Here is a 17,250-nt window from a genome sequence, read left to right as displayed (position 1 = left end):
TATAGGAGCACGATCGCCACGGCCCTTAGAACGAATGGTGTGTTGCTTATGGCAGTGCGGCGCATAAAATGCCTGTTCCGCAAACAAGGGGCGCTCGATGAATCAGGATCATTGGAACCAGGTGGATGCGTATTTCTCCGCGACGCTCGTGCCGTCCGACGACGTGCTCGACGCCGCGCTCGCGGCGAGCGACGCGGCGGGGCTGCCCGCGATCAACGTCGCGCCGAACCAGGGCAAGCTGCTGCAACTGCTCGCGACGATCCGCGGCGCGAGGCGGATCCTCGAGGTCGGCACGCTCGGCGGCTACAGCACGATCTGGCTCGCGCGCGCGTTGCCGCCGGGCGGCACGCTCGTGACGCTTGAACTCAATCCCGCGCATGCGAAGGTCGCGACGCAGAACATCGCGCGTGCCGGGTTCGCGGATGCCGTGACGGTGGTGGTCGGCAGCGCGAAGGACAGCCTCGCGCGGCTCATCGACGCGGGGGCGGCGCCGTTCGATTTCATCTTCATCGATGCCGACAAGGACAACAACCCCGTCTATCTCGACGCGGCGCTGAAGCTGTCGCGGCCCGGCACGGTGATCGTCGTCGACAACGTCGTGCGCGGCGGGCGCGTGGCCGATCCGGACAATCGCGAGCCCGACGTGGTTGGCGTACGCGACGGGTTCGCGCGTCTCGTGGCCGCGCCGAATCTCACGACGACGGCCGTGCAGACGGTCGGGCAGAAGGGCTGGGACGGGTTCTCGATCTCGATCGTCGGCGCGTGAGGTGGTGCGTCAGCGCGGGCTGGCCGCCGCATCGGCCCGTCGATACAGGCGTGGCCACTGATCGTCGAACAGGCCGTTGCATGTGCCGTGCGTGGCGATATCGCTGAGCATGAAGTGCCGGCCGTCGAAGATCCACGTGGCGGTCGAGCCGCAATCGCCGGCACTGCGCAGCTTGACCTTGCTCGACAGCATCGCGCCGATCGTGGCATAGCCGGCGTCGGTCAGTTCGTTCGCGAATGACGCCGAATCGAGCCCCGCATTCGCGTTCTCGCCGAAATTCATCGCCGTCGGCGTGAACGGTGCCGTCCGTCGCACGCGATACCACAGGTCGGTGTGGTTATACAGGCTGCTGGTCTGGCACGGAATCGAGACGAGCGCCTCGTCGGCGGAGATCGCGTAGGCGAACGACGCCTTCCTGCGATCGCTGGCGGACATTTCGTCTTCGACGTCGGCCGCACATTGCTTTACGTCGCCGCCGAATTTCGCGAGCACCGCGTCGACGAGCGGGCCCCGTTCGGCGGCCGACACGGCGGCGGCCGGCAGCGGCGCCGGCACGACGGCGGGCGGGAGTGCCGGTGCGGCCGGCACCGACGACGCGGGCCGGGTGCCGGGGCGCAGCAGCGCCGTGACCGTGCCGACACGGCCCTGCGTGTCGTCGATCAGCAGTAGCGCGGCGCTCAATCCCGACAGCGGCGTGCGGGCGGTATGGGCCGACGCTGGATCGCCGAAGCTCAGCAGTTGCCCGTTGCGCGTCGCGGCGAGCCAGGCGGCAACCGTTGCCGGATCGCTGGTCCGCATCCGGGCACGCGTCCAGTACGAGGGCGCGTCGTCATTCTTGTCGCCGGACGCCTGCCATTGTGCGGGAGCCGCATCGAACGGCCGGCCGTCGACGCGTGCGGTGCGCAGGTCCAGCGGCACCGTCGCATAGAGGTCGAGCGACGCTTGTGCGTCCGGGCCCGCGTCGCGCGTCACGCGCAGGATGAGGCGGGTGCGTGCGTCGTCGATATCGTCGGCGTGGCTTTCGGCAATGCAGCGGTTGCCGTTGTCGCAGACGACCGACCAGTTCTTGAAATCGCGCTCGACCGGCGGCCGCGCGAGCGGGCGAGCCTGGGCAACGATCGGGGAAACGGCGAGGAGGGCGGCGATGGCGAGCGAAAGGCGGTGCGACATGACGGTTCGTATCGACTGTGGATGGGCGGGCGGAAGACGTCGGACTGCAAGCGCATCGTCAGCAAGCGGGGCAGGTCGAAGGCTGCGGCGGCGCGCTTTGGCGAACGGCATCGAGTATACCGCCGCAATGGGCTGCGAATCGTGACTACGCATGCGTAATGCGCGGGCACGTCCATTGCGGGCGTGCATTGGTCGGACCAGAGCGGATGCGGAAAACGGCGCGACACCCAGAGGCATCGCGCCGTTCGTTTTTCATCGACCGCCGACCACGTCGCGCAGGAACGCATCGAGCGCACCGCGCTATCCCTTCACGCACACCACCTGGCGCAGCGTATGCACCACTTCGACGAGGCTGCGCTGGGCCGCCATCACCGCGTCGATGTCCTTGTAGGCCATCGGGATTTCGTCGACGACGCCCGCGTCCTTCCGGCATTCGACGCCCTGGGTCGCCTTCACCTGGTCGTCGACGGTGAAGCGGCGCTTCGCTTCGGTACGGCTCATCGTCCGGCCCGCGCCGTGGCTGCATGAGCAGAAGCTGTCCGGATTGCCGAGCCCGCGCACGATGAAGCTCTTCGCGCCCATCGAGCCCGGAATGATCCCGAGCTGCCCCTTCTGCGCGGACACCGCACCCTTGCGCGTCACGAGCACGTCTTCGCCGAAGTGGCGTTCGCGCTGCACGTAGTTGTGGTGGCAGTTCACCGCGTGTTCGTCGACCGAGAACGGCTTGGCGATCACGCCGCGTGCTGCCCCGATCACCGCATCCATCATCGCCTGCCGGTTGCGGCGCGCGTAGTCCTGCGCCCAGCCCACCGCTTCGACGTAGTCGTCGAAGTGGCGGCTGCCCTCGGTGAAATACGCGAGGTTGCGATCCGGCAGGTTCGCGATGTGCTGCCGCATGTCGGCCTGCGCGAGCTCGATGAACAGGCTGCCGATCGCATTGCCGACGCCGCGCGAGCCGCTGTGCAGCATGAACCACACGTGGCCCGCTTCGTCGACGCACACTTCGATGAAGTGATTGCCGGTGCCGAGCGTGCCGAGATGCGCGTAGTGGTTCGTCTTTTCCAGCTTCGGATACTTGTCGACGATCCGCTGGAAGCCCGGTTGCAGCGCTTTCCACGCTTCGGTCACGGCGGCCGGCGTGCGGTCGCCCCACGCGCCCGGATCGCGGCGACCCGGCGCGCGGCCGTGCGGCACCGCGCGTTCGATCGCGCTGCGCAGGCCTGCCAGCGAATCCGGCAGGTCGGACGCCGTCAGCGTCGTGCGCGCGGCCATCATCCCGCAGCCGATGTCGACGCCGACCGCGGCCGGAATGATCGCGCCCTTCGTCGGGATCACGCTGCCGATCGTCGAGCCCTTGCCGAGGTGGACGTCCGGCATCACCGCGACGTGGCTGAAGATGAACGGCATCTGCGCGGTGTTGCGCAGTTGCGCGCGCGCTTCGTCTTCCACGGCCACGCCTTGCGTCCACATCTTCACCGGCTTGCCGTGCGCCAGTTCCATGACCTGATAGTCCATTTCACTGATGTTCATCACCTTGCTACTTCGTTCATGAGACACGGCGCGCGTGCGCCGTGCCCGGTCATTCATGACGCGCCCTTGATGCTGACGAGTCCGTTCAGCACCTGGTCGAGACCGCCGAACACCGAGATGCGGTCGATCCGTTCCGCGACGCGCTCGAGCGTTTCCAGCTCCTTGAGCCGCAGCGCGGTCGGGTTCTCTTCCATCACCTTCGCGGTGTTCAACAGCGAGCGCGTGGCCGCCGTTTCCTCGCGGCGGCGAATCACGTTCGCCTGCGCGGATTTCTCCGCCTCGACCACCTGCGCGAGGATCGTCTTCATGTCGCCCGGCAGCACGATATCCTTCACGCCGACGCTGCGCACGTCCACGCCCGAATGCTCGAGACGGGCACGCACCTGCGCGATCACGACGTCGTCGATCGACTGCTTGTCTTCCAGCAGCTCGTCGAGCGAGCGCGTGCCGACGGCCGATCGCAGCGCGAACTGCAGCTCGCGATACAGGTGCTCGACCGGCTTCTGCAACTGGCCGAACGCATGCAGCACGTCCGCATAGCACCACGTCGCCGACAGGTTCAGCCGCAGCGCGACCTTGTCGCGCGTCAGGATTTCCTGTCCGCCGACTTCGATTGCCTGCAAACGCAGGTCGACCAGCTCGACCGCGACGTCGCGGTTGAAGCGCCAGAACGCCGCGACGCCCGCGTCCAGCAACCGCTCGATCTTGCCGTCGATCTTCAGCACGCCGACGTGGTACGCCGGCACCTGCGCCAGCAGCACGCCCGTCAGGCCCGCCACGCCGCGCGCACGCAGCGCCGGTTGCGCGATGCGCTTCACGAGCGTGGCCGGCAGCAGGCTGTCCTGCGCGAGATCGACGCGCTCGAGACGGTGCGCGGTCAGGCCGCGCCAGTACAGCCGGCGCGTGCCCGGCGCCAGGATCTCGACGAGCACGTCGTCTTCGTAGCGCAGGCCCGCTTCATCGTCGGCGAGATCCATCGCGACGAAGTGCTGCGCGAGCACGTCCGGCGCGTCGTGACGCAGGTAATCGGCCAGGGCCGCGTCGGCGAGCGGCGCGTCGAGACGCGCGGTCTGCACCGACAGGCGCTTGAACGGATCGAAGGCCTTGAACACGCCCGGTTCCAGCACCTTCACGAAATCGCCCTCGTTCATCAGCAGCGCGCGTTCGTTCTTTTTCACAACATGTCGCATCCACATATTCTTGTCCTTTTCTTCATTGACCGCCGGGTAACACGCATCGTGCGGATCGCGGGGCGACGCAACCGGGCGGGCGGCGCGCTGGCCCGGCGTCGACGTGCACGGCGACGCATCCTGCATCGCGTCGTCGTGCGCGTTCGCGCGGGCCGTGCGGCCGTCCGGCCGATCGCGCGGAACCGCAACCGGTCCGACGCGCGGCGGGCCTCGCGGCCCGCACCGGCGGGTACTGCTTTCATCAAGAGACTGTCCTTGCGGACAGTGTTCGAGCGGGATTCGAACCCGCTACACACCGGCTTGCGCCGGCTGCTCTACCTATGAGCTTCCGAACGGAGGGCGCCCCGGGATTCGAACCCGGGCGAAGCGCCTTGCGCGCCCGTTTGCCTTCGTCTGCCCATGGCGACATGCGCTGCCGCGACGAACCAGGTTCGGCGGCGGCGCACCAGCAGGGCTTGGTGAACCCTGACTCGTGGGCCAGCGGGACATCCGGCGCTTTATCTTTAGCGAGGAGCGTGCCAGCGGGTGACTCGGTGCTCGATAAAAATCTCAAGCTATTGAAGTAAAAGGGGAAATTATTTTTATTGGCAGGTGAGGCCTGAATACCCGATGGTGGCTCGATCTGGAATATTCGATACAATCGGATCGCTTCTTATCCCATGAGATAAACATGCGAAAGACTGTTGCGATCGGTTTTCTCGGTACCGTGCTCGACCAGGGCGGCGGCTCGCAGCGCCGCTGGCGCAACTGGCGGCCGACGATTTCGCTGTGCGAGCAGCGCGACACGCCGATCGACCGGCTCGAATTGCTGCACGCGCCAAACTACGCGCGGCTCGCGGACCGCGTGAAGCAGGATCTCGAACGCGTGTCGCCGCACACCGACGTGCGGCTGATCCCGATGGAGATTTGCGATCCGTGGGATTTCGAGGAGGTCTACGCCACGCTGCACGATTTCGCGCGCGCCTACCCGTTCGATCTCGACCGCGAGGACTACCTGATCCACATCACGACCGGCACGCACGTCGCGCAGATCTGCTGGTTCCTGCTGGCGGAGGCGCGCTACCTGCCCGCGCGTCTCGCGCAGACGGCGCCGCCGCAAAAGACCGACGAAGGACCGAGCGGGCCCGGCACGATGTCGGTGATCGATCTCGACCTGTCGCGTTACAACCGCATCGCGCAGCGCTTCACGCGCGAGCGCGACGAAACGGTGTCGTTCCTGAAGGCTGGCATTGCGACGCGCAACGCGCGCTTCAACGCGCTGATCGAGCAACTGGAGCGCGTGGCCGTGCGTTCGCGCGCACCGATGCTGCTGGTCGGGCCGACGGGCGCCGGCAAGTCGTTTCTCGCGAAGCGCGTGTACGAGCTGAAGCGCGGCCGTCATCGGCTCGCGGGCCCGTTCATCGAGATCAACTGCGCGACGCTGCGCGGCGACGCGGCGATGTCGACGCTGTTCGGTCACGTGAAGGGCGCGTTCACGGGCGCGCAGTCGGCGCGGGCCGGGCTGCTGCGCGCGGCGGACAGCGGCCTGCTGTTTCTCGACGAGATCGGCGAACTCGGGCTCGACGAACAGGCGATGCTGCTGAAGGCGATCGAGGAGAAGCGGTTCCTGCCGGTCGGCGCGGACGTCGAGGTGACCAGCGATTTCGAGCTGATCGCGGGCACGCACCGCGACCTGCGGCAGATGGTGGCGGCCGGCACGTTCCGCGAGGATCTCTACGCGCGGATCAACCTGTGGACATACGAATTGCCGGGGCTGGCCGAGCGGCGCGAGGACATCGAGCCGAACCTCGAATTCGAACTCGACCGCTTCGGCCGCGAGCAGGGCGAGCAGGTGCGGTTCAACGTCGAGGCGAAGCGGCGTTATCTCGCGTTCGCTGCGTCGCCACGCGCGGCGTGGGCCGGCAACTTCCGCGAGTTGTCCGCGTCGGTCACGCGGATGGCGACGCTGGCCGATGCGGGGCGGATTACCGAAGCGCTCGCCGAGCAGGAAGTCGAACGGCTGACGCGCACGTGGTCGTCGCGGGGCGGCGCGGGTGCGTCCGATGCATGCGTCGACACAGTGTTCGGCGCGCGTGCGGCGGAACTCGACCTGTTCGATCGTGCGCAGCTCGAACGCGTGCTCGACGTGTGCCGTGTGTCGGCAAGCTTGTCGGAAGCCGGACGCACGCTGTTCGCGGTGTCGCGGCAGAGCAAGAAGCAGCCGAACGATGCGGACCGGCTGCGCAAGTATCTCGCGCGATTCGGGCTGGATTGGGACGGGGTGCGGCAGGCGCTCGACGGGGCATGACGCGTCCGGCGGCGCGGGCGCCGCGTGCAGCCGGAGTGCACGGCACGCGGTCATCGATCGGAAAGGTTACACCGCCGCTGCCTCGTGAAACGGCGCCAGGAATGCCCACTCCGGCTGCGCAGCCGCCACATCCGCCAGCCCGCGCGCGAATGCGTGTGCCGGCAGCCACGGATACCCGAACGCCGCGTGCAGCGCATCGAGTTTCACCGACTGCGGATCGTCGATCGTATCCATCCGTTCGATATGAATATGCAGCGCGGCAATCCGCGCGGCGTGTTCGCTTTCGCCGTTGCCCGCGAACTGCCAGCGGTACGTGCCATGCCCGATCCGCAACGCGCCGTTGTCCTTCTGGCGCATCACGACGAGCCACGACATCCCGCTGACGCCGTGCGGGTCGACTTCGGGTGCCGCGCAGACGTAATAGGTCCGGCACCGTTCGAACCGCTCGCCGAATTCCTCGACCAGCGTGCGCGCAATCGCAGCCGCACCCGTTACGCGCGGTGGAAAATCGATATCGTCGTTCGCGAGCGAAAAGCTCAGCTCGGCATCGGCCGCGAAGCAGTCGGCGATCAGCGCGGGACGGTTCAGGTCCTTCGCGCGCAGATAGCATTCGAGCAGCGCGCGAACCGAGGCGGGATGAAGCGGAAAGGGCATGGACGAGCCTCCTGTGTCGGGAAATCGGGGCATAGGCGCCGGCCGGGCCGAGCCCAGGGCGTAGGTGCCTTTGCCGTATAATTTCGTTTCAAAGCTAAATTCGCATGACCGTACGGAGCGTCGAAGTCATGGCCAAGCAGCAAGAGGAGTCCGTTCTGACCATTACCAACCCGGCCTGCCTGATCGACGGCACGGACACGGAATTTCGCCATCTGATCAACGGGCTGCTGCCGTTCGCGGCCCGCCTGCTGTCGGTGCGCGACGGCTTCGGCTCGTTGATCGGCCTCACCGGCATCCAGTATTCGCTGCTCGTCTCGGTTTCGCATCTGTCGCACGACGATGTCGTGACCGTCAACCGTCTCGCCGATCACCTGCACCTGAGCGGCGCATTCGTCACGATCGAGACCGGCAAGCTGAAGAAGCTCGGCCTGATCGACAAACGCTCGGACCCCGACGACAAGCGCAAGATGCGGCTCACGGTCACGCCGGCCGGCGCGAAGCTGCTGAAGGCGTTCGCCGAAACGCAGCAGCGCATCAACAACGTGCTGTTCGAGGGCGTGACGAAGACCGAATTCAAGGCGCTCTGCTCGGTGATCGACCGCCTCGTCACCAATGGCGACCGCGCGACGCTCGATCTCGCCCACCTGATCGCGCGCCAGGAAAAAGGCTGACGCGTACCGGCTGCGGGATCGCCCGCGATCGCCGGCCGGCCTGACGCATCGGCCGTGCTCAGTGCGCGGCCCACTCGATCGTATTCAGGTCGACCCCATCGAGATGCATGTCCCACAGCGGGCTCAGCTCACGCAGCTTGCCGACCGTGTTGCGCACCTGCGCGATCACGCTGTCGACTTCGGCTTCGGTCGTGAAGCGGCCGAGCGTGAAGCGGATCGAGCTGTGCGCGAGTTCGTCGCTGCGGCCCAGTGCGCGCAGCACGTACGACGGCTCCAGCGATGCCGATGTACATGCGGAGCCTGACGACACCGCGACACCCTTGATTCCCATGATCAGCGATTCGCCTTCGACGAAATTGAAGCTGACGTTCAGGTTGTGCGGAATCCGGCGGGTGAGGTCGCCGTTCACGTAAACCTCGTCGAGCGTCGACAGGCCGGCCAGCAGCCGGTCGCGCAAGGCGCCGACGCGGCGGCTTTCTTCTGCCATCTCTTCCTTCGCGAGCCGGAACGCCTCGCCCATCCCGACGATCTGGTGCGTCGGCAGCGTGCCCGAGCGCATCCCGCGCTCATGGCCGCCGCCGTGCATCTGCGCTTCGATCCGCACGCGCGGCTTGCGGCGTACATACAGCGCGCCGATTCCCTTCGGGCCGTAGACCTTGTGTGCGGTCACCGTCAGCAGGTCGACGTTCAGCGCATTCACGTCGACCGGAATCTTGCCCGCCGCCTGCACCGCGTCGCAATGGAACACGATGCCGCGCGCACGGCACAGCGCGCCGATCTCGGCCACCGGCTGGATCACGCCCGTTTCATTGTTCGCGAGCATCACCGACACCAGGATCGTGTCGGCGCGCAGCGCCTGCTGCACGGCATCGAGATCGAGCAGGCCGTCTTCCCGCACGTCGAGGTACGTGACGTCGAAGCCCTGGCGTTCGAGTTCGCGACACGTATCGAGTACGGCCTTGTGCTCGGTCTTCACCGTGACGAGGTGCTTGCCCTTGCCCTGGTAGAAGTGCGCCGCACCCTTGATCGCGAGGTTGTTGCCCTCGGTCGCGCCGGACGTCCACACGATTTCGCGCGGGTCGGCGCCGAGCAGTGCGGCGACGTGCGCGCGCGCTTCCTCGACGGCCTGCTCCGCTTCCCAGCCGTAACTGTGGCTGCGTGACGCCGGGTTGCCGAACTGCTCGTGCAGGAACGGCACCATTTTGTCGACCACGCGCGGATCGACGGGCGTCGTCGCGCTGTAGTCCATGTAGATCGGACGGGATTGCATCGATGCGGCTCCGGAAAGCGGTGTCTCCCGCGGTGCCGGAAAGCACCGGGGAATCGGGTAGCCGCAGTGTACGTGGACATTCCCGGACGCCGCGCAACATCCATCCCATCAGTAGGGTCGTCTTTCAAACAAAGCTTTCAAGTTCAGGGTTTACGACAGCTTGAACCCGCCTTTGTGTTTACATTTAATAAAAGCTAAATAACAAAGCTAAATCATGATGCTTTGTTGAGCCGGATTCCACTGCGGAATCCGGCGATGCAACCCAAGGAGGACGAGATGAGCGAGAACCATGCCGGAACCAGCGCGGACGCTGACGAGCAGCGGCGCTTTCGCGCGGCGCTGTCGATGTTCGCGACGGGCGTCGCGGTGATTACCGCCCCGCGCAAGGAAGGGATGCCGATCGGCATCACGGTCGCGTCGTTCAATTCGGTGTCGCTGGATCCGCCGCTGATCCTGTTCTCGGTCGACCGTCGCAGCCTGAGCCTCGGCGACCTGGCCGGCGCAGGCGGCTATGCGGTCAACGTGCTCGACGAGACGCAGCAGCACCTGTCGAACTGCTTCGCGAAAGCGAACGGCGACAAGTGGGGCTGGCGTGCGGACGCGGCCGATGACGATGGCGCGGTGCTGCTGCCCGATGCGCTCGCGACATTCGAATGCGAACCCTATGCGCAGTACGACGGCGGCGATCACGTGATCTTCGTCGGCCGCGTGACGCGGCACTGCGCGCGTTCGGAAGGGCGCCCGCTGATTTTTTTCGGCGGCCGCTACCGCACGCTCGACGGCATGCACGCGCCGTCTGCCTGAATGCAACCCACGCTTCATTCCACCCTGGAGGACACCATGATCAAGAACGGGACTCAGCACATCGCGTCGCTACGCGACGGGCGGCAGGTCTACCTGAATGGCCAGCCGGTCGGCGACGTGACCGCGCATGCGGCATTCCGCAATTCGATCCGCAGCTACGCGAGCCTGTATGACTACCAGGCGCGCGACGAGAACGTCGAGAAGATGACGTTCGTCTCGCCCGACTCGGGCCACCGCGTCAGCCGGATCTGGCAACTGCCGACGTCTTATGACGAACTCGTCGAGCGCCGTGCCGCGCTGGAAGCGTGGTCGGAGCTGCATTACGGCTTCATGGGGCGTTCGCCGGACCACGTCGCATCCTGTCTCTCCGGCATGTTCATGGGCGCCGACGTGTTCGAGCAATACGATCCGGCGCGCGCGGGCGCGCTGCGCGACTACTACCGCTATGCACGCGACAACGACCTGTTCCTGACCTACGTGATCGTGAATCCGCAGGCGAACCAGTCGAAGTCCGCACACGAGCAGGAGGACAAGTACCTCGCGGTCGGCATCGTCGATCAGGATGCCGAAGGCATCACGGTGCGCGGCGCGAAGATGCTCGCGACGAGCGGGATCATGGCGAACGAGGTGTTCTGCAGCTGCATCCAGCCGCTGCGCGAAGGCGACGAGATGTACGCGTTGTCGTTCGCGGTGCCGATGAACGCGAAGGGCATGAAGATCCTGTCGCGCAAGTCGTACGAGGAGAACGCGACGTCGGTATTCGACAACCCGCTGTCGAGCCGCTTCGACGAGAACGACGCGGTGCTGTATTTCGACGACGTGAAGGTGCCGTGGGAACGGATCTTCGTCGCCGGCAACACGGCGATGTGCGCGAAGCAGTTTCACGCGACGCCCGCGCACGTGTACCAGAACTACCAATGCCAGGTGCGGCTGATGACGAAGCTGCGCTTCCTCGTCGGGCTCGGGTTGAAGATTTCCGAGGTCAACGGCACGAATACGTTCCCGCAGGTGCGTGAAACGCTGGGCCAGCTCGCGGCCGAAGCGTCGATGGTCGAGGCGTGGGTCTACGGGATGGAAGCGAAGGGCACCGTCGTCAACGGTTTCTACGTGCCCGATCGCACCATGCTGTACGGCTCGCAGGTCGTCACGCAGCAGCTCTATTCGAAGGTGCTCAACACGCTGCGCGAGCTCGCCGGCGGCGGCATGATCATGCTGCCGTCCAGCGTGCGCGACTTCGAGAACCCCGACCTGCTGCGCATCATCGAGAAAACGCAGAAGTCGCCCGTGTGTTCGTCCGAGGACCGCGTGAAGTTCTTCAAGCTCGCGTGGGATGCGGTCGGCTCCGAATTCGCATCGCGCCACAACCAGTACGAGCTGTTCTATGCCGGCGCGTCGTTCGTCACGAAGGGGCACGCGTATCGCACGTACGACTGGCAGCGCGCGTCGCATCTCGTCGATTCGATGCTCGGCAGCTATTGGCTGAACCAGGAACTGTCTACACCGCGCGCCGCCTGATGCGTCGCCGTGCGTCCGACCCACCCGCTATCGCCACAGGAGAGACAGATGGCCATCAACAAGCTTCACGACGAATTCCATACGCTGGACATGCAGCGCGACTGGCGGCTGCCGGACGGCTATGACCCGGCGTCCGGCGCGCAGGAGCTGATCCTGTCCGGCGCGCTCGACACCCAGCGCAAGCGCGGCAGCCGCACGCGCCTGCTGCGCCTGCCGGCCGGGCTGCACACGAAGAAGCCGTTCGTGCATGACTACTGGGAAGAGGTGTTTCTCGTCGAGGGCGACCTGACCGTCGGCAACGACGAGCACGGCAACGGCGGTACGCCGTTCAAGGGCTATACGTACGCGGTGCGTCCGCCCGGTGCATGGCACGGCCCGTTCAAGTCGAACGGCGGCTGCGTGCTGCTGGAGATCCACTACTACGACCCGGCGTAAGCACGGCCGATCAAGGACACACGGCAGGTGGCAGCACGCAGCGCGTGCGCTGCCCGCCACGAGGAGCATTCGATGAAAACCATCACGTTCGCGATCGACGGTCGCGACGGCTGCACCGAGCGCGCGATCGCGATCGACACGCTCGTGATCGCGGGCTGGACCGGCCGCGACGCGGTCGCCATGGAGCAGCACATTCGCGAGCTGGAAGCACTAGGCGTCAAGCGCCCGGCGACGACACCCGTGTTCTACCGCGTCGCGGCCGATCGTCTCGATCCGTCGCCCGCGATCCAGGTATCGGGCGGGCAGAGCAGCGGCGAAGCGGAATTCGTGCTGGTGCGCGACGGCGGCGAGACGTTCGTGGGCATCGCGTCCGACCATACCGACCGCGAGGTCGAGACCTACGGGATCACCGTGTCGAAGCAGATGTGCGGCAAGCCGTGCGCGAACACGCTGTGGAAGTTCGACGACGTGGCCGGGCACTGGGATCAGCTCGTGCTGCGTGCGTATGCAACGATCGACGGCGAGCGCGTGTTGTACCAGGAGGGCAACGTGACTGCGATGCGTGCGCCGGACGACCTGCTCGCGCAGTTCGCGCGTCATGACGGCCGCTTCATCGACGGCACCGCGATGTTGTGCGGCACGCTTGCGGCGATCGGCGGCATTCGGCCGGCCGAGCGGTTCGAGATCGAGCTGGAAGATCCGGTGCTGGGGCGCACATTGCGGCATGCGTATGCGGTGGACACGCTGCCCGTGGCGGGCTGACGCGGTAGCGGCGCGCGCAAGCACTCACGCGCGGCAGATCGCGATGATCTCCGCGCTGGTCGCTTCGTCGAACGGCGCGTGCTGCCAGTCGCCGTACCAGTCGGCCGACGAGAATCCGGCTGCGATCACGCGTGCCAGCAGGTCGGGCTGCGCGATGAAACGCAGCCGGCTCGTGTTCGTCAGCACCGTGCCGTCGCGGCGGAAGCGGTAGTGCGTGTCGAACGTCACGATCGCACCGTCCACCGAGCGCACCGCATGATGAAGATCGACGATGCCTGCCTCGCGTGACTCGACGCTGCGTGCCGAATGCTCCGGCGTCCATGCACGCCACGGCTGGATGCGCGGATTGCGCGTGTCGAACAGGAAGCGGCCGCCGTCGGCGAGTACGCTCCGCACGGCGCGCAGCGTCGCGTCGATTTCGGTGTCGGTCAGCAGGCACTGGAACGCATGCCCGGTCATCACGACCGCATCGAACGGTGGTGCGTCGGGCGGCAGGCTGTCGAGCCCGCATGCAAGCCAGCGCACGGTGGCGGCGCCGGGCTGGCGTCGGGCGTATTCGATCATCGCCGGCGCGGGATCGATCGCGACGACGTCGTGCCCGGCTGCCGCGAGCCGGCGCGCGAACGTGCCGGTGCCGCAGCCGAGATCGAGGATGCGTTGCCGCGCGGCACCGATCACGGACGCGTAGAACGCGAAATCCTGGTCGCCCGCGTTGAACAGGTCGTAGAGCGCGACGAGGCGCGGGTCGGTGTAGAGGGTTTCGCCGGCGGGCGCGGCGGCAGACGTCATGCGGTCGCGCGTGTCAGCGCTGCTGCACCGCCACGCGCAGCCCGAGCGCGATGAAGATCGAGCCGATGATCTTCCCCTGCCAGCGCGTGAGCCACGTGAGCCGCTTCACGATGCGGCCGAGCGGGCGGATGGAGCACGCGATCAGCGTCGTGTAGAGCGAGCTGAGCACGACGAAGATCAGCCCGAGCACCGCGAACTGCACGAACGTCGAGCCGCGTTCCGGATGCACGAACTGCGGCATGAACGCGAGGAAGAACAGCGCGGTCTTCGGATTCAGCACTTCGGCGGGAATCGCCTGCAGGTACGCCTTGAGCGGCGTGACCGGCGATACGCTCGGCAGCGACGGATCGGACGGCTTCTCGATCAGCGCGCGCACGCCGAGGTAGATCAGGTACGCGGCGCCGACCACCTTCACGACGTTGAACGCGAGCGCCGACGTCATCAGCAGCGCCGACAGGCCGACGGCCGCGAACAGCGTATGCACGAAATCGCCGCTGGCGACGCCGAGGCCGGTCAGGATGCCGGTCCTGCGGCCACCCTGCACGGTGCGGCTCAGCACGAGCAACACGGCGGGGCCGGGAATCAGGAACAGGCCCAGGACGACGGCCGTGAAGGTGGTCAGCGTGGTCAGGTCGAACATGGCGGCTCCGGCAGGTGGGCGCAGCGACGGGGGATCGGGGCATTGTATTCGTTTCGTCGCCCGACTGCAGACGCAGCCCCGGCACCCGCACGGCCCCACCGGCCCCTTTCTGGTATAAGCACGAAAGGACGCGCGGGCAGCGCGTCCGGCTTCCTCCATCGTCCATCGTTTCATGCGCGAGCTTCCACCGACCACCGATCCCGCAGCGGATGACGAAGTTTTCCACGTGCCGCGTCCGCTCGTCGTGTTCGGCGGCTCGGTCGTCGAGCCCGAATGGCGACTGGAGCGGCACAGCCATCCGCAGGCGCAACTGCTCTACACGCTGAGCGGCGTCATCTACTGCGAGGTCGACGGCGGCGTGTGGAGCGCGCCGCCGCAATGCATGGTGTGGATTCCCGGCGACGTCCCGCACTCGGCGCGCGGCTCGGCCGGCGCGACGTTCTACGCGGTGCTGGTCGAACCCGATGCCGCGCTCGACCTGCCGGTGCGCTGCTGCACGCTGTCGGTGTCGCCGCTGCTGCGCGAACTGCTGCTGAAGGCGGCGAGCTTCCCGAACCTGTACGACGTCGACGGGCCGCAGGGGCGATTGATCGCGACGCTGCTCGACGAACTCGTCGCGGCGCCGGTCGAGGATCTGTACCTGCCGATGCCGGCCGACCGGCGGCTGCGCAAGCTGATCGACCATCTGCTCGACGACCCTGCCGACAAGTCGCCGCTGCCCGAACTCGCGCGACGCGTGGGCATCAGCGAGCGCAGCCTGACGCGGCTCGCGGCGAAAGAGCTCGGGATGAGCCTCGGCGACTGGCGCCGGCGGCTGCACGTCGCGCTGTCGCTGCGGATGCTGACGGCCGGCCGCCGCGTGCACCAGATCGCGATCGATCTCGGCTACGAGAGCGCGAGCAGCTTCGTGACGATGTTCCGCAAGGCGACCGGCAAGTCGCCGACGCAATTCCTGACCGACCGGCAACGCTGAGCGATGAAGGCCGTGCCTTCGTGCCTGCGCGATTGGCCGGATTGAGCAAGCGGTTGGCCGGGACGATAAATGACGCCACAGGCCTCGATCCATAAAATGAGAATCGTTCTCATCTGGAGGCCGACATGCAAATCGTCACGACTGAATTCCCGTTTGTCTGGTTGCGTTATACCGGTTCGACGCACACCGATCCCGTCCGTCTGATCGCCGAGCTCGACGCGTTGCTGGCGCGTCGCGAACCGTTCGTTCTGCTCACCGACGATGCGCCGTCCGGCGACGATCGCGGCGGGGACGATCACGAACTGCGCAAGCAGCTCGCGAAGTGGAGCAAGGCCAACCGCGCGCAGTCGCGCGAATGGATTCCCGCGATGATCGCGATCGAGCCCGACGCGGCGCGACGTGTGGCGCTCAACGCATTCTCGGGTGCGTTCGAGAAGGTATGGGGCTATCCGCTGAACGCGGCAGCCACCCGCGACGACGCGCTCGCACTGGCGCAGCAACTGCTCGACGAACCGGCGCGCGGCGCCGCGGCGGCGAACGGCTGAAGCCACGCTGCCGCGCCGGCGGCGCGGCGTTCCTCGATACGCATGCACGGCGCGCCAGCGCGCCGCGTCATGCGGCCAACATGCAGGGGTGTCCGGTGGACAATCCGATCCGCGCGATGCGCATCTTCACGCGCATCGTCGAAATGAACAGCTTTACGCGTGCGGCGCAGGCGCTCGGCATTTCGCGCGCCACCGCGACGCGGACCGTGCAGGAGCTCGAAACGGCGCTCGGCATGCCGTTGCTGGTGCGTACGACGCGCGCGCTGCGGGCGACGCCCGAAGGCGACGCGTATTACCGGCGCTGCGTGCGCATCACGGCCGACGTCGACGAACTCGAAGCCAGCATTCGCGGCGCGGCGCTGCGTCCGAGCGGGCCGCTGCGCGTCGAGTTGCCGGCGGCGGTCGCGGACGCGATCGTGCTGCCGGCGCTCGGTGAGTTTCATGTGCGGCATCCCGATCTGGTGCTGACGCTGGGTGTCTCCGGGCGCGCGGCCGATCGCGTCGGCGATGCGATCGACTGCAGTGTCCGGCTCGGCGAACTGCCCGACTCGTCGCTCGTCGCGCGCCGGCTCGGCATGCTCGAGCGGGTGACGTGCGCGAGCCCCGCGTATCTCGACCGCCACGGCGTGCCGCGCGTGCTCGACGATCTGGCCTTGCATCGCGCGGTTGGTCTGTCGTCCGTTCAGGGCCAGCGCACGGCCGAACTCGATTTCCTCGTCGATAGGGCGGTACGCAAGGTGCGGATGGACGGAATCGTCAGCGTGGACGACGAGCCTGCGTATCTGGCGTGCGGCGTGCACGGCCTTGGGCTGATCCAGCCGCCGCGCGTCGCCGCGCAGCCGCTGATCGACGCGGGGCGGTTGCGGGAAGTGTTGCCGCGCTGGCGGCCCGATGCGGTCGCGGTGTCGGCCGTCTATGTGAAGCGGCCGCATGTGTCGCCCGGCGTGCGCGCGTTCGTCGACTGGATCGTCGAGCGTTTCGAGGCGGCGGTGAGCGGCCATGCGGGCATGATCACCGCACGGGTGTGGCGGCCGACGGCGGGCGTCGCGGACAGGGTTGATCAGGTGGACGCCCAGATGGCCGCAGCTTGATCGGCAAGTGTCGGGTCAGGCGCGCTCAACGGTTCGCAATCGTCGTGGGTGCGCGCTCTTGACCGACGAGATGGCGCAAGCGGATCGATGATCCCGCCGGGTTGCCGTGGCGAAGCGGACAGCGGCGGCCGGGCGCTGGCGGTTCATATGGAAGTGTC

Annotated in this window: 17 protein-coding genes and 1 tRNA gene; 10 read left to right on the top strand and 8 right to left on the bottom strand. The window is 66.9% G+C overall.

Features of this window, described 5'->3' with window-relative positions; all coding sequences use genetic code 11:
- Positions 1-97: 97 nt before the first annotated feature.
- The gene (locus tag CFB47_RS28950) at positions 98-766 is read left to right on the top strand and encodes an O-methyltransferase (RefSeq protein ID WP_089463043.1); all 669 of its coding nucleotides are present in this window, start codon (positions 98-100) and stop codon (positions 764-766) included.
- Positions 767-775: 9 nt separating this feature from the next.
- Here CFB47_RS28950 and CFB47_RS28945 read toward each other — a convergent pair whose 3' ends face one another.
- The 4 genes from CFB47_RS28945 to CFB47_RS28930 form a co-directional block, all read right to left on the bottom strand.
- On the bottom strand, positions 776-1,936 hold the full coding sequence (locus CFB47_RS28945) for a DUF1176 domain-containing protein (protein ID WP_256946764.1): 1,161 nt from the start codon (positions 1,934-1,936) through the stop codon (positions 776-778).
- Between the two features lie 300 nt (positions 1,937-2,236).
- Positions 2,237-3,466 (bottom strand): RtcB family protein, encoded by a 1,230-nt coding sequence (locus CFB47_RS28940; protein WP_089463041.1) that lies wholly within the window; start codon positions 3,464-3,466, stop codon positions 2,237-2,239.
- A gap of 53 nt (positions 3,467-3,519) precedes the next feature.
- On the bottom strand, positions 3,520-4,662 hold the full coding sequence (locus tag CFB47_RS28935) for a slipin family protein (RefSeq protein WP_089463579.1): 1,143 nt from the start codon (positions 4,660-4,662) through the stop codon (positions 3,520-3,522).
- A gap of 258 nt (positions 4,663-4,920) precedes the next feature.
- Positions 4,921-4,991 (bottom strand) — tRNA-Cys (locus CFB47_RS28930).
- Between the two features lie 335 nt (positions 4,992-5,326).
- Between CFB47_RS28930 and rtcR the strand changes: the two genes are divergently transcribed.
- Positions 5,327-6,943: an RNA repair transcriptional activator RtcR gene (gene rtcR / locus CFB47_RS28925; RefSeq protein ID WP_089463040.1), complete on the top strand. Its 1,617-nt coding sequence runs from the start codon at positions 5,327-5,329 to the stop codon at positions 6,941-6,943.
- 66 nt (positions 6,944-7,009) lie between these two features.
- Here rtcR and CFB47_RS28920 read toward each other — a convergent pair whose 3' ends face one another.
- Complete coding sequence (locus CFB47_RS28920) at positions 7,010-7,597, bottom strand: nuclear transport factor 2 family protein (protein WP_089463039.1); 588 nt, start codon at positions 7,595-7,597, stop codon at positions 7,010-7,012.
- 128 nt (positions 7,598-7,725) lie between these two features.
- Here CFB47_RS28920 and CFB47_RS28915 point away from each other — a divergent pair, with 128 nt between their 5' ends.
- The gene (locus tag CFB47_RS28915) at positions 7,726-8,268 is read left to right on the top strand and encodes a MarR family winged helix-turn-helix transcriptional regulator (protein ID WP_039349302.1); all 543 of its coding nucleotides are present in this window, start codon (positions 7,726-7,728) and stop codon (positions 8,266-8,268) included.
- 58 nt (positions 8,269-8,326) lie between these two features.
- On the opposite strand, the gene CFB47_RS28910 is transcribed toward CFB47_RS28915, so the two are convergent.
- Entirely contained in the window at positions 8,327-9,538 is a 1,212-nt protein-coding gene (locus tag CFB47_RS28910) for an IscS subfamily cysteine desulfurase (protein ID WP_089463038.1), read from the bottom strand.
- Between the two features lie 255 nt (positions 9,539-9,793).
- On the opposite strand from CFB47_RS28910, the gene CFB47_RS28905 reads away from it, so the two are divergent.
- The 4 genes from CFB47_RS28905 to CFB47_RS28890 all read left to right on the top strand — a co-directional run bounded on the left by CFB47_RS28905 (position 9,794) and on the right by CFB47_RS28890 (position 13,054).
- Entirely contained in the window at positions 9,794-10,342 is a 549-nt protein-coding gene (locus CFB47_RS28905; RefSeq protein ID WP_089463037.1) for a flavin reductase family protein, read from the top strand.
- Positions 10,343-10,378: 36 nt separating this feature from the next.
- A complete protein-coding gene (locus CFB47_RS28900) occupies positions 10,379-11,857 on the top strand; it encodes a 4-hydroxyphenylacetate 3-hydroxylase family protein (RefSeq protein ID WP_089463036.1) in 1,479 nt (492 codons plus the stop codon).
- A 48-nt stretch (positions 11,858-11,905) separates the two neighbouring features.
- Entirely contained in the window at positions 11,906-12,292 is a 387-nt protein-coding gene (locus CFB47_RS28895; RefSeq protein WP_089463035.1) for a cupin, read from the top strand.
- Between the two features lie 72 nt (positions 12,293-12,364).
- Positions 12,365-13,054: a DUF2848 domain-containing protein gene (locus tag CFB47_RS28890; protein ID WP_089463578.1), complete on the top strand. Its 690-nt coding sequence runs from the start codon at positions 12,365-12,367 to the stop codon at positions 13,052-13,054.
- Positions 13,055-13,078: 24 nt separating this feature from the next.
- Here CFB47_RS28890 and CFB47_RS28885 read toward each other — a convergent pair whose 3' ends face one another.
- Both CFB47_RS28885 and CFB47_RS28880 read right to left on the bottom strand, forming a co-directional pair.
- Entirely contained in the window at positions 13,079-13,843 is a 765-nt protein-coding gene (locus tag CFB47_RS28885; RefSeq protein ID WP_089463034.1) for a bifunctional 2-polyprenyl-6-hydroxyphenol methylase/3-demethylubiquinol 3-O-methyltransferase UbiG, read from the bottom strand.
- A gap of 13 nt (positions 13,844-13,856) precedes the next feature.
- A complete protein-coding gene (locus tag CFB47_RS28880) occupies positions 13,857-14,483 on the bottom strand; it encodes a LysE family translocator (protein ID WP_047851713.1) in 627 nt (208 codons plus the stop codon).
- Between the two features lie 172 nt (positions 14,484-14,655).
- Between CFB47_RS28880 and CFB47_RS28875 the strand changes: the two genes are divergently transcribed.
- The 3 genes from CFB47_RS28875 to CFB47_RS28865 all read left to right on the top strand — a co-directional run bounded on the left by CFB47_RS28875 (position 14,656) and on the right by CFB47_RS28865 (position 17,092).
- Entirely contained in the window at positions 14,656-15,456 is an 801-nt protein-coding gene (locus CFB47_RS28875) for a helix-turn-helix domain-containing protein (protein WP_089463033.1), read from the top strand.
- Between the two features lie 125 nt (positions 15,457-15,581).
- Entirely contained in the window at positions 15,582-16,001 is a 420-nt protein-coding gene (locus CFB47_RS28870) for an ATP--cob(I)alamin adenosyltransferase (RefSeq protein ID WP_089443112.1), read from the top strand.
- Positions 16,002-16,096: 95 nt separating this feature from the next.
- Positions 16,097-17,092 (top strand): LysR family transcriptional regulator, encoded by a 996-nt coding sequence (locus CFB47_RS28865; RefSeq protein WP_256946763.1) that lies wholly within the window; start codon positions 16,097-16,099, stop codon positions 17,090-17,092.
- Positions 17,093-17,250 lie beyond the last annotated feature (158 nt).

The sequence above is a fragment of the Burkholderia sp. AU27893 genome, from assembly GCF_002223205.1.
Taxonomy (GTDB): Bacteria; Pseudomonadota; Gammaproteobacteria; order Burkholderiales; family Burkholderiaceae; genus Burkholderia.
Note: the sequence above shows the minus strand (reverse complement) of the source record. Positions and strands in the feature narration are given on the sequence as shown.